Annotated in this window: 24 protein-coding genes; 9 read left to right on the top strand and 15 right to left on the bottom strand. The window is 44.8% G+C overall.

Translation table 11 applies throughout. From position 1 onward, the window contains the following. Nucleotides 1-393: 393 nt before the first annotated feature. A complete protein-coding gene (locus JGK39_RS29635; protein WP_293261067.1) occupies nt 394-1,245 on the bottom strand; it encodes a DALR anticodon-binding domain-containing protein in 852 nt (283 codons plus the stop codon). 108 nt (nt 1,246-1,353) lie between these two features. Further along, nucleotides 1,354-1,536 (bottom strand): hypothetical protein, encoded by a 183-nt coding sequence (locus JGK39_RS29630; RefSeq protein WP_293261064.1) that lies wholly within the window; start codon nt 1,534-1,536, stop codon nt 1,354-1,356. Between the two features lie 65 nt (nt 1,537-1,601). On the opposite strand from JGK39_RS29630, the gene JGK39_RS29625 reads away from it, so the two are divergent. From JGK39_RS29625 to JGK39_RS29605, 5 genes are all read left to right on the top strand, one after another. Next, on the top strand, nt 1,602-2,447 hold the full coding sequence (locus tag JGK39_RS29625) for a Crp/Fnr family transcriptional regulator (RefSeq protein WP_293261061.1): 846 nt from the start codon (nt 1,602-1,604) through the stop codon (nt 2,445-2,447). Between the two features lie 425 nt (nt 2,448-2,872). Further along, nucleotides 2,873-3,541 carry an HAD-IB family phosphatase gene (locus tag JGK39_RS29620; RefSeq protein WP_293298470.1) on the top strand — a complete coding sequence of 223 codons (669 nt, stop codon included), beginning with the start codon at nt 2,873-2,875 and terminating at the stop codon, nt 3,539-3,541. 298 nt (nt 3,542-3,839) lie between these two features. Then, a complete protein-coding gene (mtnB, locus tag JGK39_RS29615) occupies nt 3,840-4,469 on the top strand; it encodes a methylthioribulose 1-phosphate dehydratase (protein WP_293261052.1) in 630 nt (209 codons plus the stop codon). 199 nt (nt 4,470-4,668) lie between these two features. Further along, nucleotides 4,669-5,769 (top strand): patatin-like phospholipase family protein, encoded by a 1,101-nt coding sequence (locus JGK39_RS29610; RefSeq protein ID WP_293261049.1) that lies wholly within the window; start codon nt 4,669-4,671, stop codon nt 5,767-5,769. A 209-nt stretch (nt 5,770-5,978) separates the two neighbouring features. Beyond that, nucleotides 5,979-6,791 carry an MlaE family lipid ABC transporter permease subunit gene (locus JGK39_RS29605; protein ID WP_293261046.1) on the top strand — a complete coding sequence of 271 codons (813 nt, stop codon included), beginning with the start codon at nt 5,979-5,981 and terminating at the stop codon, nt 6,789-6,791. Between the two features lie 173 nt (nt 6,792-6,964). On the opposite strand, the gene JGK39_RS29600 is transcribed toward JGK39_RS29605, so the two are convergent. Continuing rightward, on the bottom strand, nt 6,965-8,431 hold the full coding sequence (locus JGK39_RS29600; RefSeq protein ID WP_293261043.1) for an SGNH/GDSL hydrolase family protein: 1,467 nt from the start codon (nt 8,429-8,431) through the stop codon (nt 6,965-6,967). A 245-nt stretch (nt 8,432-8,676) separates the two neighbouring features. Between JGK39_RS29600 and JGK39_RS29595 the strand changes: the two genes are divergently transcribed. Further along, nucleotides 8,677-9,021: a Dethiobiotin synthetase gene (locus JGK39_RS29595; protein WP_293261040.1), complete on the top strand. Its 345-nt coding sequence runs from the start codon at nt 8,677-8,679 to the stop codon at nt 9,019-9,021. Nucleotides 9,022-9,067: 46 nt separating this feature from the next. Here the strand turns inward: JGK39_RS29595 and JGK39_RS29590 are convergent, their stop codons facing one another. The 3 genes from JGK39_RS29590 to JGK39_RS29580 form a co-directional block, all read right to left on the bottom strand. After that, nucleotides 9,068-9,265 (bottom strand): hypothetical protein, encoded by a 198-nt coding sequence (locus JGK39_RS29590; RefSeq protein WP_293261037.1) that lies wholly within the window; start codon nt 9,263-9,265, stop codon nt 9,068-9,070. Nucleotides 9,266-9,678: 413 nt separating this feature from the next. Further along, the gene (locus JGK39_RS29585; RefSeq protein WP_293261079.1) at nt 9,679-10,383 is read right to left on the bottom strand and encodes a glycoside hydrolase family protein; all 705 of its coding nucleotides are present in this window, start codon (nt 10,381-10,383) and stop codon (nt 9,679-9,681) included. A gap of 897 nt (nt 10,384-11,280) precedes the next feature. Beyond that, entirely contained in the window at nt 11,281-11,940 is a 660-nt protein-coding gene (locus JGK39_RS29580) for an NAD(P)H-binding protein (RefSeq protein ID WP_293261034.1), read from the bottom strand. 506 nt (nt 11,941-12,446) lie between these two features. Between JGK39_RS29580 and JGK39_RS29575 the strand changes: the two genes are divergently transcribed. Then, complete coding sequence (locus JGK39_RS29575) at nt 12,447-13,160, top strand: DUF1997 domain-containing protein (RefSeq protein ID WP_293261076.1); 714 nt, start codon at nt 12,447-12,449, stop codon at nt 13,158-13,160. A gap of 435 nt (nt 13,161-13,595) precedes the next feature. On the opposite strand, the gene JGK39_RS29570 is transcribed toward JGK39_RS29575, so the two are convergent. The 5 genes from JGK39_RS29570 to JGK39_RS29550 all read right to left on the bottom strand — a co-directional run bounded on the left by JGK39_RS29570 (nt 13,596) and on the right by JGK39_RS29550 (nt 20,737). Next, a complete protein-coding gene (locus tag JGK39_RS29570) occupies nt 13,596-16,577 on the bottom strand; it encodes an O-antigen ligase family protein (RefSeq protein ID WP_293261031.1) in 2,982 nt (993 codons plus the stop codon). Then, nucleotides 16,577-18,613 (bottom strand): hypothetical protein, encoded by a 2,037-nt coding sequence (locus JGK39_RS29565; protein WP_293261028.1) that lies wholly within the window; start codon nt 18,611-18,613, stop codon nt 16,577-16,579. The genes JGK39_RS29570 and JGK39_RS29565 overlap by 1 nt, the downstream gene beginning before the upstream one ends. Before the next feature lie 90 nt (nt 18,614-18,703). Continuing rightward, nucleotides 18,704-19,969: a hypothetical protein gene (locus tag JGK39_RS29560; RefSeq protein WP_293261025.1), complete on the bottom strand. Its 1,266-nt coding sequence runs from the start codon at nt 19,967-19,969 to the stop codon at nt 18,704-18,706. 50 nt (nt 19,970-20,019) lie between these two features. Then, a complete protein-coding gene (locus JGK39_RS29555; RefSeq protein WP_293261022.1) occupies nt 20,020-20,154 on the bottom strand; it encodes a hypothetical protein in 135 nt (44 codons plus the stop codon). Between the two features lie 139 nt (nt 20,155-20,293). Then, nucleotides 20,294-20,737 (bottom strand): hypothetical protein, encoded by a 444-nt coding sequence (locus JGK39_RS29550; RefSeq protein WP_293261019.1) that lies wholly within the window; start codon nt 20,735-20,737, stop codon nt 20,294-20,296. A 516-nt stretch (nt 20,738-21,253) separates the two neighbouring features. Here JGK39_RS29550 and JGK39_RS29545 point away from each other — a divergent pair. Further along, nucleotides 21,254-21,469 carry a hypothetical protein gene (locus JGK39_RS29545; RefSeq protein WP_293298467.1) on the top strand — a complete coding sequence of 72 codons (216 nt, stop codon included), beginning with the start codon at nt 21,254-21,256 and terminating at the stop codon, nt 21,467-21,469. Here JGK39_RS29545 and JGK39_RS29540 read toward each other — a convergent pair. Further along, the gene (locus JGK39_RS29540; protein ID WP_293261016.1) at nt 21,444-22,052 is read right to left on the bottom strand and encodes a hypothetical protein; all 609 of its coding nucleotides are present in this window, start codon (nt 22,050-22,052) and stop codon (nt 21,444-21,446) included. The two genes, JGK39_RS29545 and JGK39_RS29540, sit on opposite strands and share 26 nt — an antisense overlap. 34 nt (nt 22,053-22,086) lie before the next feature. Between JGK39_RS29540 and JGK39_RS29535 the strand changes: the two genes are divergently transcribed. Then, a complete protein-coding gene (locus JGK39_RS29535) occupies nt 22,087-22,749 on the top strand; it encodes a hypothetical protein (RefSeq protein ID WP_293261013.1) in 663 nt (220 codons plus the stop codon). Nucleotides 22,750-23,570: 821 nt separating this feature from the next. Here JGK39_RS29535 and JGK39_RS29530 read toward each other — a convergent pair. From JGK39_RS29530 to JGK39_RS29520, 3 genes are all read right to left on the bottom strand, one after another. Continuing rightward, entirely contained in the window at nt 23,571-24,167 is a 597-nt protein-coding gene (locus JGK39_RS29530) for a hypothetical protein (RefSeq protein WP_293261010.1), read from the bottom strand. Nucleotides 24,168-24,209: 42 nt separating this feature from the next. After that, complete coding sequence (locus tag JGK39_RS29525; protein WP_293298464.1) at nt 24,210-25,463, bottom strand: hypothetical protein; 1,254 nt, start codon at nt 25,461-25,463, stop codon at nt 24,210-24,212. A gap of 50 nt (nt 25,464-25,513) precedes the next feature. After that, nucleotides 25,514-25,853: hypothetical protein (locus JGK39_RS29520; RefSeq protein ID WP_293261004.1), on the bottom strand; the 340-nt coding region annotated here is incomplete at its 5' end.

Below are 25,853 nucleotides of genomic sequence, written 5' to 3'. Positions count from 1 at the left end.
GCCATCACAAGATTGACAAAACTTATATTGCCGATGCCAGCTCAAATTCACTCATCTTTCTAAATGCTGTTTTCTGACTTTTTCAGCAAGCCCTACTTAAATCCGATCCCCCCTAACCCCCCTTCCCAAGGGGGGAACAAGAATTTCTTCAAAGTCAACCCCTACTCCCCTTGAGAAGGGGGATGCGAGGGGATCTCCGGGCAATAAATAGTGTTAAGTGAACCGTATTATATTATCGCGGGATATTCAGTATGGAACTCGCAGATGTAATGGCACTCGTCCATCCGGCGATCGCAGTAGCGCTAGTTTTCAAATGGTTTGTAGTAAGGACTTTAGTCCTCTTCCAAATCAGAGGACTAAAGTCCTCACTACTAACATTTTTTATAAGTGAAATCAAAGTTCTATGGGAGCAACGGCGTTTAATAATTCTGCCAGGATAAACCGCAGCAAGGATTGAGTTGCTAATACTAAACCCAATCTGGCTTGGGCGAGTTTTGGCTGTTCTATTCTAACTTCTCCCCAAATCCGACATTGACTGTAAAAAGTCTGAAATGCTTGGCTCAAATTATTGGCTAATTTAAAATAATTGACTGGTTTTTCGCGGTTTTCTACTTCAAAGATAGGATATAAATTGTCAAGAACTGTTAACAGTTCCGAAATTAAACTGCGTTCTGCTGGATGTACTAATAGCAGTCGATCGCCCTCGTCAATCCAGGGGATAGGATTTGGGGCCGCCAGCGACCAAATTTGCGGCGCTGTGGTGACATCCGGCTGTGCGATCGCAATTAACCGATCGCGATCGGCCATTCGCAGCAGGGAACAGCAGCGCGCGTGGCTGTACTGAATGGGAAACAGCCGATCGGCACAGACAACTGGAGATAAGATTGGATATTCTGGAACAGGGAGGGAAATTTGAGCTAAACGCTGCAACCAGAAAGCTAAACCCGCATCAGTCAGCTCTAGCTCAATTATGCCAGCCGGCGCGACTTTAACGGCGAAATTTGGCCAGCACAGCGGTTGGAGAGTTTCGGCCAACTGTGCGGCGAGATCCTGCGGTGTCTGCTGCCAAGTTTTAGCTAATTTCAGGGCGATCGCAGACACGTACACCACCCGCTGCCTATTTTTAGCTTGATTTAACGGAATTTCGCTCGTTGTGCCTTGCTGGCCGATCGCGAAGAGCAACTTTAAGAGCAAAAAACACTTCACTGTAACTTCCGGGCACTGGGATATATTTAATGTATCCATATCGGCTATTTTTGCAGTAAAAGTGCCTAGAGACTGTTACCACTTGTGCTGTCTTTGTACGTTAAACTGCTGATGTCAGAGATGGTCGATCGGCTCGCCCCGGCGATGTCACATCACAGCAATGGGCTTTCTAGCGATTTTTGGGGTAAATATACAATAATTTACGATCGACTCATTGCCGAATTCTACCATTTTCATGTACTTTTTGCTACATTGAGTTTTTAGGTGAAACTGAGAAGAGTCAGCACAGTTAAGAAGCGTGTCAGCTCGATCGGGGGTTGGTTGTCTCACTTAGTATCGCAATGCAGGCAAAAGCTGTTTTTCTCACTAACTCAATATATCCCAGAGCCTCACTTATGCAATCAACTTCCACACCTCTAGAAACGATCGATCGACCGTTTATCACCTGGCAGCGAATTATCGACTGGGCCCAGGAACACTACCGCTGCCGGACTTTTAGCAAAGACGAGAAGATTCCCGCCAGACCCGGACTGCTGTATTTAGTCCAGAAAGGTTCTGTGCGGCTCGTAGGTAGCGCTCAAGTTAGCGTCGCTTCAACGAAGTCCAAATCCGCTCCCAAAACTACAGAAGAAGCTTTTTTGGGCTTCGTCGGCGCCGGTCAGCCCTTTGAACTGGTTGCTCAGTCTCCGTTTACGCTTCAAGCTTACGCCCACGCCGATCACACTCACGTAGTGTGGATGTACTGGCACGACTTGGATAATTGGCCTCACTTCCGCCGGGAAATTTTGGATGCGTTTCGCTACCAGCACCAGCGAAAACTCCTCTGGCTGAGCACTTTGGGACAGCGCCGGACGATCGACAGATTGCTGGGTTTTCTCACTTTGTTGATCGAAGAGTTCGGCGAACCCTACGTAGGTGAGGGAGAACCGGATGTGGTTCGGGGCTATCGGCTGCCTTGGGCCTTGACTCACGCTCAAATTGGTAGCGCGATCGGCTCAACGCGGGTGACGGTGACGCGGCTGATGGGCAAGTTGCGATCGAAAGGTTTGATTAATACTGAGGATGACAATTTAATCTGTTTGCCTGCTAAGGCTACTCCTCAAAAGACCAAAAATCAAAAGCAGGATGTAGAAGCATTCCTCGAAGACGATCTCGATGACGATCTCGATGACGATTTCGACGATTCTCTGGATGAAGATTTCGACGACGATCTCGATGACGATCTCGAAGAATCTGCATAAAATCCTGCGGGCGATTGCTAACAAACAGCGCGTCGCTATTATAGCGGGAGCATCTGGGTTTTGCATTTGTAGTGCTGTCGGGAGCTCGCGAGCTATAAGGCTCGCGCTCGGGGACGGCACTAAAAGAAAAAATGCTTTCTGTCAAAAAAATGCTTTTTGCAAAACCCAGATGCTCCCGATGGCTGTTTCCTTATGGATGAGAATTAAATAACTTACAATTTATTGTTCTTGTGGGATGGGCGGGAGAGCCCGTCCAGAAAGGACGGGCTCTCCGGCCCATCCCACAAATATGTGTAAATTATTTACAGGAGCGATCCTTCTTCCTTCTTCCTTCTTCCTTCTTCCTTCTTCCTTCTTCCTTCTTCCTTCTTCAGTGTACGATGAGTTGTGTAAACTTTTCCCGTTCTAGAAAGGTGCGACTGACAATGACCGATGACAAGCAAAAATCTCCAATCCCGAACAATCAGCAACGGGTGGTATTCTGCGACTTTGACGGCACGATAACTGTTGAAGAAACTTTTGTGGCAATGCTCAAGCATTTTGCACCGGAATTGTCTTCTCAACTGATGCCGGAAATGTACGCGAGAAGGCTGAGTTTGCGATCGGGTGTGCGGCAGTTGCTAGAGTCTATTCCCTCGGAACGTTACGGGGAAATTGTGGAATTTTCTAGGGGAAAGCTGATGCGGCCGGGATTGGTGGAATTGCTGGATTTTTTGGACGAGCAAAGGGTGGATTTTGCGATCGTTTCCGGCGGTCTTCGGATTATGGTAGAGGCGGTTATGGGCGATTTGGTACACCGGGCGATCGCAATTTACGCTGTAGATGTGGACGCTAGCGGCCCTCGCTTGCAAGTCAATTCTGACTTTGAAGGAGATGCAGAATTGGTGTCTAAGGTGCGAGTGATGGCGCAGCACCCAGCCCAGGAACAGGTCGCGATCGGAGATTCGCTGACGGATTTTAACATGGCTTTGCAGGCGAACTCTGTGTTTGCGCGCGATCGGCTGGCAGAGTATCTAGACGAACAGCAAAAGCCGTATACTAAATGGGATAATTTTTTTGACGTGTTGGAAACTTTATCCCAGCAATGGAATTGAAACTAAACTATAGCCTTTCTCAGATTTCTGGAGGTACTCATGGTCCTAGGGCCTAGGGCCTAGGGCCTAGGGCCTAGGGCCAAACAGGTTATTGGGCATTGGGCGGAGCGAAGCGGAGGGATTGGGCATACCTCACCACGATTGAGAACCGCTATAGGAATTGCGCGCGGGAGTTGAGAAACCCGGTTTCTTCCTAAATTCCTCGTTCCCAACCCCAAATTTTTTCGTAGAAACCGGGTTTCTTTCCGCAATAACTACTAACGTAAAAAATAGATAAAAAACTGAGGATTTGGAAAGAATGAGTGGCGATTTGAGAACCGATTTAATTGCAGCAGCTAAACATTTTTACGATCGCGGTTGGATGGCTGGGACTGCTGGCAATCTTTCAGCCCGCTTACCAGACGGCAGTTTTTGGATTACGGCTAGCGGCCGCCAGAAAGGGCAGTTAACTGCTTCAGATTTTATCAGAATGAGCTCCGAAGGTGCGATCGTCGAACAACCCGTTCCCGAGGGCCGCCCTTCCGCCGAAACCAGCATTCATTTAGCCGTTTACAATTGTTTTCCAGACGCTAAAGCTTGCTACCACGTGCATTCAATCGAAGCAAATTTAGTTTCTCGGCTAACATCAGGCGATGCAGTGCCCTTACCCGCGATCGAAATGCTCAAAGGTTTGGGGGTGTGGGAGGAAAACCCGCAGGTGGCGATACCCCTATTTGCAAATTATTTAGAAGTGCCTAAAATAGCCAAGGAAATTTGCGAATATTTTGCCGTTTGTACACCCTCTGTACCCGCGTTGTTAATTCGCGATCACGGCATCACAGTCTGGGCCGACTCAACCGCCGCCGCCTACAATTATGTAGAAATTGTAGAATATATTTTTCGCTACACCCTCGCAGCCAGCCAATTAAACTTAAATTTGAGATGTTAGATTAGGCTACTCTTAGGATCGCAAATTAAATAATTTACACATATTTGTGGGATGGGCGTCCCGGCCGTCCCTAAAGAACGGGCGGGACGCCCATCCCACAAAAACAATAAAAATTGTAAGTTATTTAATTCTCATTCCTTGGACGCAAAACCGGCATTATGTAGGGTGCGCCGTGCATGGATCCTTGCCGCTAAATATCGTGTCCAACGACTTTTTGAGTCCGCGACTGCAACCAACGAGCAAACATCGAGAAGAGGCAACAATTATGGCTAAATATACCAGAGTTTTATCCATAGATGGAGGCGGAATTAGAGGGATAATTCCCGCACAAATTGGAGTTACCCTTGAGTCCAAGCTGCAACAAAAAAGTGGCAACCCAGATGCCAGAATAGCTGACTATTTTGATTTAATCGCCGGCACGAGTGCGGGAGGAATTTTAACCTGCCTCTATTTGTGTCCCGATGCCGAAAATCCTAGCAGGCCTCGGTGGACAGCGGAAGACGCTGTTAATTTTTCCATCAAGAGCGGCCGCGACGTTTTTAAGAGTTCTTTTTGGCAAAAACTCAAATCTTTCGATGGTTTGGTAGATGAGAAATATCCGAGCGATCGCCTAGAAGAATTCTTTTTGGAAAATTTTATCGATTGCAAACTCAGCGAACTGCTGAAACCTTGTTTAATTTCCAGTTACGATGTCGAAAGGAGAAAATCTCACTTTTTCAATCAAATAGATGCTAAAAAATATCCAGCAGCAGACTATTTTATCAGAGATATCGCCAGAGCCACATCTGCTGCTCCCTCTTACTTTGAACTTCCCAAAATCTACTCTTTGACAAACGAATCCTACGCTTTAATTGACGGGGGAGTATTTGCAAACAATCCCGCACTTTGTGCCTATGCGGAAGTGAGAAATAAATTAAGAATTCCCGACGAACGCCCCGACAGAGGCCCGACAGCAAAAGATATGGTAATTTTATCGCTGGGGACGGGACAAGCTCAGAAAAAATATCCCTACGAAGAAGTGAAAAATTGGGGTCAAGTTGAGTGGGTTGAGCCTTTGATTAATATCATGATGACGGGAGTTGCTGAAACTGTAAATTATCAAATTCTCCAAATTTTTGATGCAATTGAAAAACCCAATCAATATTTGAGAATTACTCCAGATTTGAGCCACGAAAAACCGCTGCCGATTGATAATGCCTCGGAAGAGAAGATATCGGAACTGGTGAGAATTGGCAAGGAGCAAGCCTCCAAGTATAATGAAGAGTTGGATAAGTTTATTGACTTGTTGCTGGCCCAGTAGCCAGAGCATTTTTGATTTGCGATTTGAGACTTCGGCGCGAGCGCTCGCGCCGAAGTCTCAAATCTAAAATCGTATAACCCACCAACCGCAACGCCCGCAGACTGAAAATATATGTTGACAAATGGTGCAATAATTGCTGTACAATTGGCGAAAATCTCAGTAGTGGCAGTGCTTCTCCTTGTTTGCAATTAATCGCGGACTATTAGTAATTGCTTAAAAAATACCAAAAAAAGGGCGATCGACATTTAGATGAAACATTCCATAACAGGTGGTTTCAGCGGTTTTTAGTGACGCTGTTCCTGGGCGGCCAAGTCTTGCTGCGCCTACTAATCGGCAAAGTTGACCGCCGCAAAATCATGGAACATTTAGTCACAGTAGGCTTGGATTCTTTGCGCTCCGTGCTAATAATAGCATTTTTTGCGGGCATGATTTTTACTGTTCAATCCGCGAGAGAGTTGATTCGGTTTGGGGCGGTTGGGGCGGTGGGAGGTGCTTTTGCTGTGGCATTTTGCCGCGAATTAGCACCAGTTTTAACGGCGGGTGTGGTGGCGGGACAAGTAGGTTCTGCTTTTGCCGCAGAGATAGGAGAAATGCAGGTGACGGAACAAATAGACGCCCTGTATATGTTGAGAACAAATCCGGTTGATTATTTAGTAGTGCCGAGGGTGATAGCTTGCTGCGTCATGCTGCCGATTTTAACAATTTTTTCGGTAGCGGTGGGGATTTTGGGGGGGCTGTTGGTAGCGGTTAATTTTTATGAGTTGGAACCGTCGGTATTTTTGGAATCGGTGCGGACTTTTTTGGGGCCTTGGGATTTAGTAACTGTGGCAATTAAGAGTGTAATTTTTGGGTTGATAATTGCGCTTGTCGGTTGCGGTTGGGGGTTGACGACGGCGGGCGGAGGGAAGGGAGTAGGCCAAGCTGCAACGGCGGCGGTGGTGACTTCTTGGGTGTTTGTTTTTGTGGCGGATTTCTTTTTATCGCTGTTGCTGTTTCACGAGTTGGGGATTACGAGAAACTGAAGTTAATTGTTAGAAAACTCGGCGGTTTCAACCGCGTCTATACATACAGCGGGGGATAATTGTTGTTAGAAGACTCGGCGGTTGAAACCGCGTCTATACAAACGAAACCTGCCTCCGCAGGTTAAAGAAATAATTAGATAAATTAAGTTCGTAGTGAGGACTTTAGTCCTTCTTCATGGTGCAGGAATATAAGGAGGGCGATAAACTCTAATTTCCTTGATAGGAACTGTCCCGTCTGTTTCGGGTACGATTTCGAGGATGTGTTTGGAGTTGCTCAAATTCTGAGCCAATGTTGTAGGATATTCGCGACTTGAATCTGCAATTTGTGGCGGAATGTATGAATCAACAAACATCGGCTTAACTTGCCACGAAATCTCAAACCCTTTCGGAGTAGGCTTTTTCGAGTATTCATAGGCATTTTTCAGCCACCAGTTTCTCGGTTCGATCGCGACGCGGCCAGATTTTGAAACAAACATTTTGTCGTTTGTACCGCTGCCGTCGTAACCTGTTTTAGAACCTACCACGTCAAATTTAAATTTGGTAGCGTCGCTGTTAATCTCAGTGATTGTAGCTTTCCAATCTTCGACGATGAGCGGTTTTTGATTGGATACTTGGATGATTGCTGGCCAAGGGACGCCGAGAGTAACGCTGGGTCTGGTGATGGTGTAAAGTTTGGGAAATTCTGAGGGTTTTTTGCCGTCGATCGCAATTTTAGCAGAAATTGCCTTGCCGTTGAAGCTTTTATCGGCGATCGCATCTATCCGATTTCCTTCAAACTCTAACACCAACTTACCATCCTGCCACTTAACATCCTTACCAACCGTATAGGTTTTGACTAAATCCTGCTGCGGTAATCGAGCCGAATTTGGGTTGTATCGCAGGTGCGGTTTAATGAGAGCAGCTAGCAGAAAATTTCCCCAAGCGTTGAGGTGAATGCTGTCGCTCAATAGCTGTTTTGGTTGCAAGCGATTGTCTTGCAAATACCTGCGCCAAGGTTGCCGAATTTCCGCGATTTCACAGCCGTATTTATCTGCCAACTCAGGCAACCATTTGGTAGAATGAGTGTTGTGCCATTCGTAGCCTTTGACTTCATTTTCATTGTCGCTGCTGTTACCTGTTGGCAGCCAGGTTATGTGGTCTGAATGCAAGAGTATTTCGCTAGCAGTGCGGCGGCGAACATTGGCAATTATCGCTTCGTAATCTTCCTCACCTCCGTAGACGTGGAAAATTAGCAAGTCTGGATAAAAAGGATACAAATCATGTTCGCTGGGACGGATTAAAATCGGCGATGCAAATCCTCCGATTGCGCGATTTTCCACAATCAAATCTGCATAGGGAAATCGCTTTTTTAAGTCCTGCACGACATCTTGCCACCAATCTTGCTGAGTGATGGATTGACCGTAAAATAGGATGCGTACTTGGCGGCGTTCTGTGGGAGTGCTGGCCGCAAGTAACCCCATCGTCCGTTGAATTCTCGCTCCCAAATTAGCATTATTTGCGATGGGAGCGGGCGGGGAAAATGGGGTGGCGACGGCTATTTTTTTGAGAACCGGAACTAACAGGAAGCTCAAACACAATAAAAGTAGCCACCAGTATCTATAAATCTGGGAGTTTATGCTATTTTTCTGCCGTTTTGCCATTGTTTTATTTTTCCGTTATCTAAAACTTACTCCAACTAGCAAGAGTAGCTGTAGGCTGTGCAACGCGCACCTTCCGAGAGCTTGTACGGTACGTGATAATTCGCACTTCACGAGTAGCTTTCGGCTCCCCGGCGCGGCTTGCGAGTTGCTTCTTGATTCTTAATTCTGCTATATTAACAAATATACTGCGACCAAAAATGATATAATATCTGCTGATTAATTGCAAGAACTCGATCGCACGTCTAATGGATTATAAAACAGCCCGCAGTTTTCTGATCGACCAAGGAACCGCCCTGGAAACCAAGAAAAATCCCGACGCCTTCCTGATGCGCCTCAAACAAGGCCAGCCGCCCGTACCGGGACAGGTGACATCGATTTTATTGGCTTTAAAAATATTGTTTGATGGGCTGCAAGAATCTCCAATGCTCGATCGCCAATTAATCTCGGCACTGCATTTACTCTCAGCAGACAGTTTACTGCAATTTGAAGCAGGACGGGCCAGAGGAGTTTCTTGGCCGCCGCTGCTGAAAGAAGACTTAAATCGAATTGCGATCGGAGTCAAGAATATCTTTTCCGGAGTCTGGCAATAATTAGCTGAGTCAACTCCCGATTTTCAACAAGAGAAATTGTCAAACTCTACTCGCGAAAGCTTTCTAGGGATGCTAAAAGATCCGGAAGTCCCGCCAGGGAGGCCGATACTAAAGCCTCATCTTTGTAAACTCGCGATCGGGTACTGCGGATATTTTTAGCAGCCGAGGTTGTAGAGCCTCGCATCTCCCTATTGCTGCTTTCGACTAGGCCTACATTTCTGGTTTCTCGGTTCAGGCAAAACATAGCAGTATCCTCATTTGATCCGTAGAGTTGCGCCTCCAAATTTCTCGGGGCTTGCTCAATATTTCTATTGTTACTCACATTGGTAATAGGGATGAAACTATGAAATAATTATTCACGATAGGCAGGGATCAAGTTAAACTGCATCATAACTCTTATTAAAGTTGATAACAACTCTTATTAATTTGTTACAGATGGTGTTTGTTTGAGCCGATCGCAGCGGCACAGACACCAGCTACATAAGTTTGATCGTTGATCGTTCGGACTTTAGTCCTCATCTGCGGACTCAAGTCCGCACTACGAACCAGCTACATAAGTTTGATCGTTCGGACTTTAGTCCTCATCTGCGGACTAAAGTCCTCACTACGAACCTACCTATTTTATTTGTTGGGTTTTAGCGGATTCTATCTAATTCCCTAAGAACCCGTATTTTCCAATTCTTCCCGCAGCATTTTCTGGTAGACTTTCGGCAAACTAGAACTCATAGAATTGTTCTCAATTCCATATCCTAAACTTGTCCAAGTTCCCGACAGCATCCGCAAAACATCAGTTAATCTTTCCTGTTTCAACATTTCAGGAATATCAGCTTTCCAAACTTTGCGATCGCTCAACCAAGCATAAACCACAGCATCCTGATATTCCGGTTCAAAACTGTAATCCTGCCACAATACAAAATTACCAGGCTTTGGGTGATAGCGCTTCGCTTTATCTTTCCAAGTTGAAGTCAAAAATTGATACCTACCAGCAGCCGTAGTACATTTACCCACATTTGGACCGTTAACAATTTTCACGCACCAGTCAGGATGGCGGCTCAAATCTAATACATATTTGCCGCCGTAAACAACGTGATAAGGCCGAGAAACATTCGACTCGCTAGCAGAAATAGTCCGCATCAAAGCTCGAAGGTAAGGATCGCCGGTTTTCATAGCCAGCGGCGGCATTTTTCTCACCTCCCTTGTTGACTGCGAAAACTGCTGATTTCCCCGCAAATTTGCTACCAAAAAAACAGCGCTACTAATTACAGCGCCGATGACAATTATAAATCCGAGGATTTGAAGTTCCGATCGCCTCAGCAAACTTTTTTGGCGGCGGCGGATTGTCTCGGTTTCCAATGCAGTCATTTCCATTTCGGCAATTTCGGCTAATTTTCGAGCCGCCCGCATCCGGCGCACTCGGAAATCGTGTTGGTATAGCGGTGCGGCTAACAGTGTTAAACTCGATAAAGCTCCGGCTAATTTTACCAGCCAGAAATCTAATTCACCGGCGATCGCCACATTGGTGAGAGTGGAGATTCCTGTAAGTAGCTTAGCCGGATCGATCGATCGCGCGGGCCAATAATAAATCGCCATTTGCACCAACAGCGCCAGATTGAATGCAAAAAAAATCACGACTACAGCATTCAAGCCTTCTCGCAAGTGCGATCGCACTCCAGTATGCCGCCGCTTGAATTTGCGCGCTTTCGCGGGGCCAGGCAGCATTGTCAGTAAGGGATTGACGATTTTGACGGCTACAAAGTGAGCGACAAAGAACAAAGGTAACTGAATCAGCCAAGCCGCCAGCAGTACAGTCAGAAAGCCGGTATCGTCGCTGGCGAAAGGAATGCCCCTGCGAAGGACAAAACTAAAACTCTGAGCGAGAGCAAATGCCCTTAACCACGAAATCGGATAGGGGAACCAAGCTGGCCACTTGAGAGTTTTCATCATGCGGGGAAGGGGAAATTTCAATGGCGGATTGTCAAACTCTTAAGATTTTGCCAGATTTGGCGATCGAAAAATTGCTGTAGTTCCCCTGCGGTTTGTACCCATCGGACTTGCGCGCGGCTGCCCATCACCTTGGTTTTTTAACCAAAAACTTGCCTAAAACCCTCAATATCGGTAAAAAAACCCGGTTTCTTGGTTCGCTACCAGGGACAAAAGAAACCGGGTTTTTTAGCTAAACTGCTGGCTCGAACGAAGTATATTGCTGAAAAAACCCGGTTTCTCGGCCTGAGCCACCGAACCCAAGCAAACCTAATTCAATCAAACCACACCTGCAAACAGCTCCTCAAAACTCTTTTGCGGGGCCTCCGGCTTCGCCACAATCTCCACAACCTTGTTGCGAGAAGCCGGCTGAAACAGCGCCTCCACGCAGACTTGAGCTACCTTAGTCCGGGGAATGCTGCTTTCAAACAGTGTATCCGCACTCCTCATGACGATCGCATCTGAATTATCCTCATTTTTGAGACCGCCCGGACGGACGATCGTATAAGTCAAACCGCTTTTTTGCAAATACTCCTCCGCCTGCTTCTTCCAAACCAAAATCAGCCAAAACAAATTCAGCGGGTGAAAAAACTGAGAAACGCACAGAGAAGTCACCAACACAAAATGCTCAATTCCCTTAGCCTTAGCTGCCTCCACCAAATTTTTAGTACCCTCAAAATCCACCTTGTAAGGCGCAGTCGGGTCAAAACCCGGGGCCGCCCCCGTCGCGCACAGCAACACCGTACTGTCGCCGATCGCATCGCCCAGAGAAGTCGCATTTAATACATCGCCCGTAACTAACTCTGCCTCCGGTGGTAAAATCTGCCTAGCTGTCTCTAGATTTCGGACTAGGGCGCGCACGGGAATGCCCCGCTTGACCAATTCTGCGACGATTCGGCGGCCAGTCTGACCTGTCGCTCCTGCTACAAATGCTTTCATAAGAAAAATGGGTTTGAAACCCCGTCCTTTCAGGACGGCTTTACATTTGTTGTTACTACCGCCTTGGAGTCGCTTAATTCGGTGTGATGAAAGTGTTGCACTTTCAACGGGACAATTACCGTTTCAAATTTCGCGACCCTGTACGCATAGTGTTTGCTACCGAAAAGTTGCGGTAAGCCCTATTTCTAGGTGTATATTTCCCTTCGCCACTGACTGCCAAAGTGGTTAAAAACTAGGGAAGCATTCTTAACGTTTTGCGGGATACCACTCCCAGACAGTTCAGTTTGTCTTAAAGACGTAGGCTAGACACTGGTTTAGTCCTGAATTAAGAAGGTGGTGAGCCTTCCTCTTTCAAGCCCCATGCCTTTAGACTGGGGTTGGTGACAAGTCGAGTTATGCTTTTCTAAGGTAACTTTTGTTGCTATCAATTTCTCAATTGTAGGGAGAAAACTCCCCGACCACATCCCCAACCCGACTGATTGGCGTGTACTACAGGAGAGCATATGATGAAGCAGGATTCCGCTGAATATCAAACTGTTGAAGCTTCTGACGAAAATTGCTACGCAGAGGCGAGTTTCAGACAGCCCGAAAGTGCAGGTGCGGATGCAGGCGAGGAAGTTGAGCCGATTTGGTTTCACACGCATTTTGAAGACAGCATGGAGATGTACGCCGATGCTGCTGCGGTGGCTGAGCATTTGAACAATCACAAGAGTTGGTTTTGCGAGTGCGCTTTACCGATGAAGGCCGAGCCGATCGGCGAAAACGGCTACGATCTATTAATCGGGCGTTTTGGGGCCTTCGGCTACCGAGTTGAAGCGAGAATTGGTTTAGAGTTGCTGCCGCCTGACGCTGAAGGCTGCTATTTGATTAAGACAATCCCGGTTCCGAATTATACCTCGCCCGGATATGAAGTGGATTTTCGATCGGCAATGAAGCTAGTGGAGATACCGTCAGACGAGTTTGCCGCCGATTGGCCGGAGTCGGAACGCCATCGGCTACCGCCTGCGATTACCAGCGCTACGTGGAAGCTGGATTTAGCTGTAGGGGTTTGCTTTCCCAAGTTTATTCGATCGATGTCTCAACCTCTCATTGAAAAAACCGGCGATGCGCTTTTGGCAAAAATCATCAAACAAGTCAACCGCCGCTTGACATATAAAACTCAGCTTGTTTTTCACGAAAGTTTAGGAATTCCCTTTCCCAAAAAGCCTAAAAAACACTAACAAGAAGACTCGGCGGTTGAAACCGCAGCGACAGAAACAAAACCCGCCTCCGCGGGTTGAATTATTTGTAGGGTGTGGAACCCTCAAAAAATCCAAAATTAATATCAACAATCTTATAGCGACACACCTGATAAACGGGAGCATCTCAGTTTTGCATTTATTATATATAGTGCGAGCTGTCGCGAGCTCGCGTATTCTACTCGCGAGCTCGCGACAGCTCGCACTATAAAAAAATGCTTTTTGCAAAACTGAGATGCTCCCTGATAAACTCTCGTTTGTGTAAATAAACCCAACACTTATATTATAGAAAAAAAATATAGCGGTTTTCAGAAAGATGAGGTACGTAGTTGGGCTTCAGCCCTCTTGGTTTAAGGGTTATAGAAGCTGTCAGTCATACCTCATTTTTTTGAGAAAGGCTATAAATTGGTATTATTCTCAGCTTTTTTCAGAATTTTTCTGACTGCGCCGCCAGCAAGGGAAGCTGACAAATCCCTTATTCTTACTCACAGTAACGTGACAAGAAGATTTAATCGAACCAACATTAAAACCGCTGTTATTTCTGATCGCATTTCCCCTTCCTCCCTGACTCGCGACTGCCAGCAAACTGCCCTTAACCGTATTATTTTCTACAACGACATTCTGCATTTGATTAATTTTTGTCTCAGTATCCGCATTTACATAAATCAAAGGCCAATCGCCCTTAACATTGGACAATAACTTATTCCCAAAAATCCTCACATCTCGAATCCGAGGCACTTGAGAAATACCGATGTAAGAATTGCCAGCATTACCGACAATCTCCGCTTGCCGAACCGAAGTTCCGCCGCAGCAAGCATGAATCACAATTCCCCCTCCGTCATTGCTGAGAAACTTTGAATCTTTCAGTCGATGTCGGTACACTTGAAAGTCATTATCTTGTATTAAAACATTCCAGCCTGCCCATTCGATCGCCCGACTGTTAAAACTCGTCTTTTCCCCAGCGACTCCCGCGCCTGTATCGTCCGTCCACCACCGCTTGCCGGCATCATCTCGAATCGTATTATTTTTAACAACCAAGCCATTTCCCGACGCTCGGATTCCCGCCCTCATTGTATGATAAACCCAATTATCGCGAATCGCAATACCTTTGCGAAACAGACCCGGCTCAGCCTTTGGTTCGGCCGCCGGCACAAAGTTTTCTTCAGATTTGCCAGCCTTGGAACGGTTGACTGAGATACCGAAATGGTTGCTGTAGTCAAATCTAACATCATATTGGGCGATCGCGCCTGTCTCCCCAGATTTTACTTGATATTCAGGTTGCTGGTAATTATCCGTTATACTGTCGTTAAGCCGATTGTTGGCAATTAAAACATTAGCCAAAGCGTTAACTTTGATATTAGCGACATAGGGATTGGCATATCGCTGCCACGCTGCTTGAAAATTCAGGTCTGGGACTGAGGAACTGGGTTCGGCAATGTTATTGCTGCGGAGGCCGTAAACCACAATATTTCGATTTTGACTGTGGTCGAGGTTGCTAAGCAAGTAAATTGGCGATCGGTTAATATCTAGATTAACCACACCGATATTGCTATCAGTATTGGGATTTTCAGTAAAGATTCTTTTAAAAGCCGTGCTGTTCGGAGTTCCCATCCCTGAAAGTTGCGGTTCGTATTTAGGAAACACAAATTTTGTCGGAGGATTGTAGAAACTTTGCTTAGCATCTGTTGTTTCGGGAATTTCGCCTCGAATGACTACTCCCGACTTCAAATAGATACTGTCTGCAAACTCATAAGTCCCCGCAGGAAAATAGACAACCCCGCCACCATTAGCAGCAGCAATATCCCTGGCAAAGTTAAACCTGTCAATCAGAGTGCCTCCGTTAAAATCTTGGATATTGTATGCACAACTCCATTTAATTTCCGATGTCCAAGGATAAGATTGTTTTCCGTATCGAGAATCTATCGGATTATCCGTTGGCCCGCCGCTGGGACTTCCGCAGCCTAACAGTTGTCCGGGAAATAGCGATGATTTTGCTTTCACAATAAAGTTGTTAATATTATTGAAATTAGTTACATAAAAAGTTCCGATTAACGAGACAATAAATATACCCAAAAACATATAAAGCTGAACTTGAGGTGAAATTAATCTTCTTTTCTCGTTATCTTGAGAACAAGGATATCTAACAGCAGCGAAACTGAGAGTCCACCAGGCAATATGCGCGTATTGAGCGCAATCGAACCAACTCACAGCAAAAACCAGATAAGCAATAGCAACTGCTGCAATCCCGCGAAGAGAAGATTGCAGGGCTAAAGATAAATAATATCCCCAAAGTGCAATGCCAGCAATCAGCCCCAAAATACCAACTGATACCGTTGTATCGAGAATCCAATTGTGAGCCTTATAAGTAGGAATTTCTCTGGTGCTAATTCCACCTTTTATGTTAATATAGTCGTAGGTAAACTCATTCAAGTTAACAACTCTCGGAGTTACTTGAGGATTTCTGATATAGGGATAGGCAATCCCCAAGCCGTCGAATCCCCATCCAAATAACGGGCGTTTTTTGATTCCTCTGGCTGCGAGCGTCCAAATGGGCGATCGGCTGGACATGACTTGTTCGATGCTCGGTTTTTGCCAGTTGAGGGGTCTGTTAAGCGTCATGATACCAATTGCAATTAAACTGATGATAACCAGTCCGGTGAGAATTTTGTAATATTGCCGTCCCAACAAATAAGCACAGGCAACAATCAAAGCTACAATTGCACTGCGGGTAGAAGTTAGCAGCAGTGCGGGAACAGTTAAAATCAAAGTAATTGCAGTTAATTTAGTATTCGTAAATCTCCAAAACCAACCGACAATCGCAGTAATAGCCGTCAACGCTAAAACTATAGCTGCGTGGCCGCGGTGGGAGTACAATCCTATAGGTTGCTGTCCTTGAAAAATGCTGCTGGCTAGAACATCCTCTCGGATAAGTTTGCCCATGGTAGCGGTGTAGTCAATCCGCCAGTCGATGATTTGGGGAAAGATGCTGAGAGAAAGAATGATTGCACCAATTAGCAATCCTTGGAATTGGGAATTAATCAGTTGCGGGCGTGCGATTAACAGCAAGCTATTGCTGAGAGTAAAGGCAGCGATTAACAGCCAGTACAGCCAACCGTCGCCCATTTGGTCTTGACCGAGAAAAGAGGTTAATGGGAAGGGACTGTGCAGGGTGGAGATGGCTCCTATTGAGAGAAATATCGTCCAAAGTATGAAGCTATTTTTCCAGTTTTGGGGAATCGCGAGGGATTTTTTTTGCGATAATAAAAGGGCGATGTTGAGGGAAATTATTAGCCAAACAATCAATACTTTGGGCGATGTCCAGATGAAGCCCCGCGTACTTCCCCAGGGGTTGATGAGGATGATGCTGAGGGCATACAGGATGGTGTAAAGGGTTTTCATTACTCTTTGGTTTTCCGGTTTTTGAGCTTGAGGAATATACCTAATCCGGTGAGTGCTAATAGTGTTCCTAATTCAGTGGTGGGTTCGGGAACGGCTTCAGCGGGGAGGGCATCATCGTCAGGGTTTATAGTTTTAGAGGCTACGGAGTTGTTATCCTCTGAGGCTAATTCTGGGTCTTCCAATAAGTCGCTGCTGATGCCTGCTAAATCAAGTTCATTTTCGTTACTGTCGGTTGATGATAGTTCTGGGTCTTCAAGTAAGTCGCCGCTGATGCTGGCTAAGTCAACTTGGTTTTCGTTGTTGTCTGTTGATAATGATTCGGGGTCTTTAAGCAAGCTGCTGCTGATGCTAGTTAAATTGAGCTCATTTGGGTTACTGTCTGTTGATGATGATTCTGAGTCTTCAAGTAAATCACTGCTGATGCTAGCTAAATTGACTTGGTTTTCGTTGCTGTCCGTTGATGATAGTTCTGAGTCTTCAAGTAAATCACGACTAACGCCAGCTAGGTTTGCATTGTTCAAACTATTGTCCGTTGATGATAATTCTGGGTCTTCAAGTAACTCACTGCTGATATTTGCTAGGTCTGTGGCATCGCTATCAACACCAAAAGTTGCGTAGGTGCGGGCAGCGCGAATTGGCGAACTGGGCCGCTGAAAGGATGAGGGTGATGTAGTAGTTGTTGTTGATGTTGAGACAACGACAGTTGATGATGTTGACCCTAGTGGAGATGTTACCCAAGGTGTAGGAGTTGGCCAGGGTGAGGGAGTCCAAGGTGAGGGAGTTGGCAAAGGTGACGAGGTTAGTCGAGGTGATGGTGTTGGTGTTGTTGCCCATGGTGCAGGCGTAGGCCAAGGTGATGGAGTCCAAGCTGAGGGTGTTGGCCAAGGTGATGGAGTCCAAGCTGAGGGTGTAGGAGTTCGTGATGGAGTCCAAGCTGAGGGTATTGGTGCTGGCCCGGGTGTTGGTGCAGGTCTGGGTGATGGTGCAGGTGACACTAATATTATTGGCGACGGTGTTGGTGACGGGCTTGGTCTAGGTGCTGGACGCGGGGTTGGCAAAGGTGAAGGGGTTGGTCGTGGTGTTGGTTTTGGTGAAGCTGTTATGTAGCCTATGCCACCGCCGCCGCTAGCACTACTAGCGACCGGTTCACCTTTGGGTATACGTATGGGTATATTCCATTCAGGAATGACAAACGGGATTGGGTTTGGAGTTGGAGCTGGAACGGGAACTGGTTCTTTGCGACGAGTTACTGTGTTTTTCCAACCCCATCTGATTCCGTTGTAAATGGTGATTGTTCTTTTCTTACTTGTTGGTGGCGTAGTCTCTTGAACTAGGTAGAGTTGCGCTGTGAAATAATTGTTTCTGCTAGCCGACGCCCGCTTCAAACTGCCAGCATATGGTTGATCCATAAAGAAGTCTTCACCTGCAAAACGAGAATTTGGACGATCGTAGTAGGGATTTTCTTTTCTATTAAAATTATCGATAAAAGAAATACCAGGTATCCGAGATGCACCTGCTACATTGCTACCGTAGTTAGCTTGCACCATCTGAATCCAATGAAGTTTACCTTCACCTGGTTGAGGATCGCCCTTTCCTGGATGATACTTTAAGTGAAAAAGAGAGCCGACTCCTCGATAAGTGTCATTTATGTCAGTGTAAGGCGTACTAGCCCCACCACACCCATCCTTAGGACTGCAAGCTTGATAAGTTATTACCTCAAAACTACCCTTTAAGTCCTCTGCGGCTGGATTAAAAGACCAACCCAACCGATCTTTTGCAGACAGAAAAGACCATGCGGCAAGAGTTCTGTTAAAAATAGTCGTTCCACCACGGGGCAGAGGCTCCGACCATAATCCCATATCTATCTCCGTTCTGCTTTCTCGATTCTTATCTATTTTGTAAATAGATTCAGGCTGATAAAACCTTGTAGCACCGGGATTTGGGGGAATAATATTAAAAGCAATACTTGCTTTGCCCGTCAATCCAACTATCAAGAATGATGTCAACAAAACTTGGGGATATTGTCGAAATAACATGGTTTTGACTCCTAGACGTATGAGGTTTAAAAGAAATATCAGCTTTTGAGGAGAATCAAATGAAATAGGCTCTTTCACTTCAATCTCAATTCAAGAACGCACTAAGCGAAAGTCTACAAAGGGAGTAGATATTTGACCGCTCCAGACATCTAAAGTCGTGTATGTTTCTACAGACTCGTATATTTTAACCATTGATTGCTGGCTGCTATATCTAAGCCGAACTTGGTATGTTTGTAGAGTTAGAGGTTCAAAAGTCAATATGTCACCATTTCCGGTAGTAATCCTAAGTCCAAATTTATCTTCCCAAAGCCCAAAAATTTCTGTTTCTGGAAAGAAGGTAATATCCTCTCCGGGCATAACGGAAAAAATATCAGAATTAGAGGGGCAGCTACCGCGAATCCACGCATCTCCGAATGGAATTAGTCCATCTACTCCCATAATTTCTAGAAATAAGGTGAAATAAAAGCTAAATCTAAGGGGAGTAGATGTATTATTGGTAATCCGAATACCAATCTGCACGGGGATTATAAAGGAGGAGTAGTAAATTGATATAGGTGATAAAAATTTCATTAGGTACAGAAGTTTATGTATTAAATTGTTTTTGGGTATGCTTAAAACTCGCTCTGGTACTAAAATTTCAAAGCGAACACCATCCATTTCCACAGCATTGCTGTCTGCTTCTACTGGTTGAACCAAGCGAAGATTTACAAAAGGACTAATCAATAGTTCTGACTCGCTCTCTTCTACATTTGTTATTTCGAGAGGAGCTATCTCAGGTATTACTCTGTTTGCACAGTTGTGTTGATAGATAAACCTAATTTGATAATTTCCGGGCAATAGTGGCTCAAACAACCAGAAATTGTGAAGTTTTATCGACCCGAAAAATTCGTTGAACTCAGTAGAAATTTTCAGTGCAAGTAAGTTATTTTCCCAGGCAAGACTTGCGTCGATCGTGATAGTTTTGGATTCTCTAGGCTCAACTAACATATAATTAATTTCTCTGGTTTCGTAGCACTCCTGCGATAAGTTTAAGTTCGATATAAATTCAGTCAATCTGCCCGCCCATCCTGTTCTATATCTGTTCGGTTGAACTTCAGATTCTGGCTTTTCGTTAACTAATTGCCGCTGTAAGGCTTGACCCTCGGATGTTACAATTTCTGGAATCAAGGTTCCAGAGAGGTTGAAGTGGAAAGACATTGAAGTGTTATTGGTAATATGAATATATAATTCTATAGGAGGCGTGATGCCCGCTCTGTTTTCAGGGATGGTGAGTGCCGTAGGGTCAGGCAGCATAATTTCCATATTAATGCCAGTTACTTCAATTGCGTTGTTGTCACTGAATTGTTCTGATGTCATGTTGGTTAACCTTTTGATTTTTACAGATGAAGGATATCAATATTGATGAATTACAACCGATTGAGAGAAGTAGCACCGGGCTTGTTTTCTGGGATTGCTAGTGCAATAATTCGTGGCTCTCTGATTTCCAGTAAAAAGCCATCTTGTTTAACTTTATTGTTGTTATTCGATCCTTGAGATGTCATATTTTCAACCCTTCCAAGTCTTGAGTGTTCATTGCCAACTGCTTGTATACTGGCATAGGTTATTACCACGATCGCAGAAATTACTAAAGCAAATAAAAACCGCAAAAGATACTTAATCGCCCTCTCAACTACCCGACAATCAGCCCAAAAACCAGAACCACACCGCGGCCCCAATTATCATCAGCCAAAATAGTTTACCGCCACGGACACTCGAATGTCGGGGCTGCTTAACTAAAGTGTATCGGTAATATCCTAAAACAGGCTGACAATCATTTCGAGCCGACGCAGAACTCGGCCAATGTGACGAAGAATTTGACCAATAATTTTCTGGTGTATCCCGCAGTCTGCCCGATGGATAACCGTAGGATAATTGCGGTTGGAAACGGTCTGGTATGTGATGTTGAGAGGCAATTTCCTGTTTCGTCGCTGCCACAAACTCCGACTTCAGCACCCAGGTGGGAATTGGGCCAATTGTTTGATGGCAACTGCTACAAAACTGATTGCTGGCTAACTTTGATGGTTGTTGGCAATTAGGTCTTTCGCAGTAATGTTTTTCACCGTAAACTTGTCCGCAGTAGTTCATAAATTCTCCTGATGTCCCTAATAATCAACGAAGAAATTGATAGCGATGCCACAAATGTATCTAGTTAAAAGCTCGATGAAAAAAATAGACCAAATCATTAAGCTTTGTAACTTTTGTCTTTACACGACTTAACGGTTCGAAGGAATTTCGATTACAAACACGCTATCACCATTATGAGAGTAAAGCTAGAGAGTTTTTACTAAAGTTTTTGAGGTTTACCGTTCACCTTGAATCCCAAATTAATGCTCAACTGGGTATTTATATGTAGGTAGGGTAAAGTTGAGTTTACAGAATTTTTACAAGAGTGTCAGTTAACTTGACGGCCCCCTTAAAACAGACAGCCGCAAAAAATACAATTTCCTCTCGAACTTGGCTCAAGTGAGTCTAAGTGTTGTATGTAAGTAGTTTTACTTAAGTGTGTGATGCCAGTCGAAAGGTCGATTCACGCTCGGGATAGCTGCGCTTCACGCACGTTTGGACAATTGACTCAAAAAGTCGATCGCACTTTTTAGATAATTGACTAAAAAGGGAGCTCGCACTTATTACAAAATTACTCAAAAAGTCGATCGCAGGTTTGGACAATGCAACTCAAAAGGTCGATCGCAGGTTTGGACAATGCAACTCAAAAGGTCGATCGCAGGTTTGGACAATGCAACTCAAAAGGGATCTCGAAAACAGACAGACAACAACCTCAATAAATACTCTACTACTTCTGAGTTTTCCTGTTTTTGAGCTTGAGGAATATGCCTAATCCGGTGAGTGCTAATAGTGTTCCTAATTCAGTGGTAGGTTCGGGAACGGCTTCGGCTGGAAGGGCGTCATCGTCAGGGTTTATAGTTTTAGAGGCTACGGAGTTGTTATCCTCTGAGGCTAATTCTGGGTCTTCCAGTAAGTCGCCGCTGATGCCTGCTAAATCAAGTTCATTTTCGTTACTGTCTGTTGATGATAATTCTGGGTCTTCAAGTAAGTCGCCGCTGATATCTGCTAAATCAAGTTCATTTTCGTTACTGTCTGTTGATGATAATTCTGGGTCTTCCAGTAAGTCGCTGCTGATGTTTGCTAAATCAACTTGGTTTTCGTTACTGTCTGTTGATGATTGTTCTGAATCTGTAAGTAAATCGCTACTAGCGCTTGCTAAATCAATTTGATTTTCGCTGCTGTCTGTTGATGATTGTTCGGGGTCTTCGAGTAAGTTACCACTGATATTTGCTAAATCTGTCGCATCGTTATTAATTGATGAGTATCCAATATTTTCGGATGAGTCTGAGTCAGTATTTGCTGCGGTATTATCGAGTGTTGTATCGGGAAGTGGCAACTCTGACTCTACATAGTCGGTAGCAAAAACTCTGTTGGCGTTGGCAGTGCGGTTTAGGGAACTGGGTTTGGGATTCGGTGATGGCGCTGCGCTAGGTTTTGACGTTGAGACAACAACGACAGTTGATGATGATGATGATGATGATGATGTTGATGTTGATGTTGATGTTGATGTTGATGTTGATGTTGATGTTGATGATGTTGACCACGGTGCAGGTGTAGGCCAAGGTGATGAAGCCCAAGGCGCAGGCGTTGGCAAAGGTGTTGGAGTCCAAGGTGATGTGGTTGGCAAAGGTGTTGGAGTCCAAGGTGATGTGGTTGGCAAAGGTGTTGGAGTCCAAGGTGAGGGTGACGGTGCAGGCAACACTAATACTATTGGTGATGGCGTTGGTGATTGGGTTGATCGAGGTGTTGGTGATGGTGTTGGTCGAGGTGTGGGCGATGGTGTTGGTCGAGGTGTTGGTGATGGTGATGGTGATACTGCCACGCAACCGATGCCACCGCCACCGCTGCTGCTGTTGGCGACAAAGGTGCTACCACTGTTTGTCAACATACTTGGCGGACAAAGAAGTGGATTTTCCGGTGTTTTAGTTGGTTTTGGAGCTGGAACTGGAGCTGGAACGGGAACGGGAACGGGTACTGGCTGTTTGCGACGACGAGTTACTTTGTTTTTCCAGCCCCACCGTATTCCGTTGTAAATCGTAACGTTCGTTTCCGTAATAGTTAGTTGGTTTTTATCTGTTCTGCTGAATGTCTCTATACCAGCTAAGTAAGCTTCCGCAAACCAATAATGCTCGTTTAGGGGATCTTCTCTATAGCTTCTGTCTACCAATCTTTCGGTACTTCCTGGATAGAAAGGGGTGTGTTGACGACCTACATTGTCAAGGTATTTTGACACTTTATTATCATGTTGCTTCACATGAGCCGGGTGGTTAGTGTTTACCCACTGAATCCAACGAAGGTCTCGTGTTGTATCACCTCTACCTCGCAGGTAATTCAACTCAATCCCAGCTCCCACTCCGGTTGAAACAGGTGGATTAGGTGTTGTTACATTTGGTAGGTTTGGATATTTACAATGAATCTTGAAAGTACAAGCATAATAGTTTAATACTTCTACATTTCCTCTTAAGTCTTTATCCGCTTTAGTAAAATTCCAAATCTGTGTACGACTGGAATTATTATAAGTTGATATCCTATAAGCCTCTAACAGATTTTGCAAAGTTATCGTCCCGCCACGTGGCATTTCTGTTATTTTATATGGCTCCAGTCTCGTGTTGATAGTTATTTCTTCATTCCCTTGCATATAAGTGACAGACTGAGTTGGAAGGTATAAATCTCGTGCTCCTTTTGCTGCAAAATTCAGGCTGAAACCCATAGCCTCTTGACTCGTGAATGCAACTAACAAGGGTGTTGCTAAAAACATTACGATCGTTTGTGTGGTCGCCATTATGTATCCTCAATCAGTTAGGTTTATACGAAGTGCTAATTATTAGGCGTAAATCCTTAATTAGATTCATTTTTACTTTGTGGTTACTGGTTTAACTATGCAAAACTCTATGAAAGGGGTAAATACTTGCCCTACCCATACCATTTTTAAGCACTGTTTATCTATTAACTCGTCATAGCTTTTTACTGCCCCATTCGTTACTTCATATTTGAATCTGATCGAATAATTCCCCGTAGATGGTAGATGGAATTTCCAATATTCGCGGTTGGTAAAAGGCATAAAAAGCATTAAATCTATATCCTGCTTTCTTTTTATTTTTGGATATCTTCGCTCCCAATAACACTGAGCGGTATGAGAAAAAGTTACAGACTTTCCCGGCATAGTTAAGTGAAGATCCGATTCGTGAGGTACTCCTACTCCATCTGCCTGATAACCAGGATTAATATTTTGACCATCTGATGTTATAATTTCTGGAACAAATTGGAAAAAACAAAAATAATAGGGAGTTGAAGTATTGTTAGTGATCGAAAAACCTAACACTACAGATGTATGATCGTCTTGCGTAGTTCTTTTTATCGGGACAGTCCACAGACGGTCTGACAGGATTGTTTCAAACCGGATTCCATCAACTTCAACGGCATTGTTGTCACTTGATTCTCCTATGTTCATGATGCTTGTCCTCCTTATTTACCGATTCTAATAATTCGTCATTCAAGACTGAGTTAAGCGGAATTCAACAAAGGGAGTATCCACCCACCCAGTCCAAACTTTTTCTATTGGTAGACTTTCAATCAACTCGCCAGCAAGATTTTTATTCGGTATGGTATCAATCGTATTTCCATACAGGAAGCGGAGATGATATATACCTGGCTTGAGTTGCTCAAAAGCGCAATAGCCACCATATCCGATAGAGACACCAAGCGAAAATTGGCTATGATTAGTCCAGAAAAGTCTGATATCTGGAAAAAATGTCAGACTTTTTCCAGGTGTGACTAACAGAAAGTCAAATTCTTCAGGCCCTCTGATCCAGTCATTACCATAGGCTCCCCTCTTCACCTCACCATCTGGCATTACCAAGTCAGGGTAAAAAGTGTCATAAAAGCTGAAGTAAAATGGGGTTGGTGTGTTGTTGGTAATCCGCATACCAATCTGTACAGATTGGTAGGAATTGTCATTCTTATTTGGCAGGGTTAACAATGGCTCCGGTATGAAAGTTTCAAAACGAATACCATCTACTTCCACTGCACTGTTATTCAATCCAACAGGTTGAAGTAGGCGAAAATTAGCTAAGGGAGTTGCCAACTGACTGCCAGTTACTTCTATTCCAATTTCTTGTCTAGTCTCAATAAAAGTGACTGGATCTGGGTATAATATCGTCCCAGTAGGGGTTTCATAAATGAATCGAATCTGATAGGCTCCGGGTCCCAAAGTATCAAAAGACCAAGATTTATCGAGGTCAATAGGGATTCCATCGTAAATTGGGTTATGTAATATCAGTTGCAGTGAATTTTGTTGCCAAAACAGTCTTCCCTCCAGAGAGGTGGATGTCTGCTCTCCGACCCCAACTAAGGAGCCATGATATTCCCCACTCGCAACTTGTCTATTTATCGGTTCTCTTCGGTGCAGTGCTTGACCAGATGGCCCGAATATCTCTGGGATTAAAGCACCATAATGTAGGAAAGGAACAGGGGCTTGTGTATTATTGGTAAAGCGGAGAATAAAGCTCAATGGAGCAGTAGCACCGGGCTTGTTTTCGGGGATGGATAGTGCCGCATTTTCTGGCCATCTGATTTCAAGTTGAAGGCTATTTTCTTTCAGTTGAAGGCTATTTTGTTGAAATTTATTGCTCCGCTTAGATTTTCTAGATGCCATGTTTGTTACCTTTTCAACTTGTGAATTTTCATTGCCAACAGCTTGTATACTTCCATAGGTTACTACCAGGAGCGCCGCCATCACTAAAGCCAATAAAAACCGGAGAAAATACCTCATCGCTCGCCCTCTCAACTACCCGACAATCAGCGAACAAACCAAAACCACACCGCCGCACCAATTACCATCAGCCAAAACAATTTACCGCCAGTTCCACTCGACTCTCCAGGCGACTTAATCAAAGTATATTTGTAATATCCCTTCATCGGCTGAGTATACTTCTGAATTGGTCTAGACATCGGCCAATCAAACACAGATTTCGATCGCTCGGACGGCCTCCGAACTCCACTGGGTGGAAAACCGTAGGATAGTTGTAGGCGCCAATGTTGCGGTAGGCTTTCTTGTTCGGCAATTTGCTTCTCCGTCAGCGGTACAAACTCCAACTTATACTCACCAGTCAGATGAGGTCTCATTATTTGATAGAAA

The organism is Microcoleus sp. PH2017_12_PCY_D_A, assembly GCF_020738565.1.
In the GTDB taxonomy this organism is placed as follows: Bacteria; Cyanobacteriota; Cyanobacteriia; order Cyanobacteriales; family Microcoleaceae; genus Microcoleus.
The sequence above is the reverse complement of the archived record's forward strand: the minus strand, read 5'-3'. Positions and strand labels throughout refer to the sequence as shown.

Coding starts and splice junctions, on each gene's coding strand:
- JGK39_RS29635 (WP_293261067.1), bottom strand. CDS start 1,245: ATGGATACATTAAATATATCCCAGTGCCCGGAAGTTACAGTGAAGTGT.
- JGK39_RS29625 (WP_293261061.1), top strand. CDS start 1,602: ATGCAATCAACTTCCACACCTCTAGAAACGATCGATCGACCGTTTATC.
- JGK39_RS29620 (WP_293298470.1), top strand. CDS start 2,873: ATGACCGATGACAAGCAAAAATCTCCAATCCCGAACAATCAGCAACGG.
- mtnB (WP_293261052.1), top strand. CDS start 3,840: ATGAGTGGCGATTTGAGAACCGATTTAATTGCAGCAGCTAAACATTTT.
- JGK39_RS29600 (WP_293261043.1), bottom strand. CDS start 8,431: ATGGCAAAACGGCAGAAAAATAGCATAAACTCCCAGATTTATAGATAC.
- JGK39_RS29595 (WP_293261040.1), top strand. CDS start 8,677: ATGGATTATAAAACAGCCCGCAGTTTTCTGATCGACCAAGGAACCGCC.
- JGK39_RS29590 (WP_293261037.1), bottom strand. CDS start 9,265: ATGTTTTGCCTGAACCGAGAAACCAGAAATGTAGGCCTAGTCGAAAGC.
- JGK39_RS29585 (WP_293261079.1), bottom strand. CDS start 10,383: ATGACTGCATTGGAAACCGAGACAATCCGCCGCCGCCAAAAAAGTTTG.
- JGK39_RS29580 (WP_293261034.1), bottom strand. CDS start 11,940: ATGAAAGCATTTGTAGCAGGAGCGACAGGTCAGACTGGCCGCCGAATC.
- JGK39_RS29575 (WP_293261076.1), top strand. CDS start 12,447: ATGAAGCAGGATTCCGCTGAATATCAAACTGTTGAAGCTTCTGACGAA.
- JGK39_RS29570 (WP_293261031.1), bottom strand. CDS start 16,577: ATGAAAACCCTTTACACCATCCTGTATGCCCTCAGCATCATCCTCATC.
- JGK39_RS29565 (WP_293261028.1), bottom strand. CDS start 18,613: ATGTTATTTCGACAATATCCCCAAGTTTTGTTGACATCATTCTTGATA.
- JGK39_RS29560 (WP_293261025.1), bottom strand. CDS start 19,969: ATGACATCAGAACAATTCAGTGACAACAACGCAATTGAAGTAACTGGC.
- JGK39_RS29555 (WP_293261022.1), bottom strand. CDS start 20,154: ATGACATCTCAAGGATCGAATAACAACAATAAAGTTAAACAAGATGGC.
- JGK39_RS29550 (WP_293261019.1), bottom strand. CDS start 20,737: ATGAACTACTGCGGACAAGTTTACGGTGAAAAACATTACTGCGAAAGA.
- JGK39_RS29530 (WP_293261010.1), bottom strand. CDS start 24,167: ATGAACATAGGAGAATCAAGTGACAACAATGCCGTTGAAGTTGATGGA.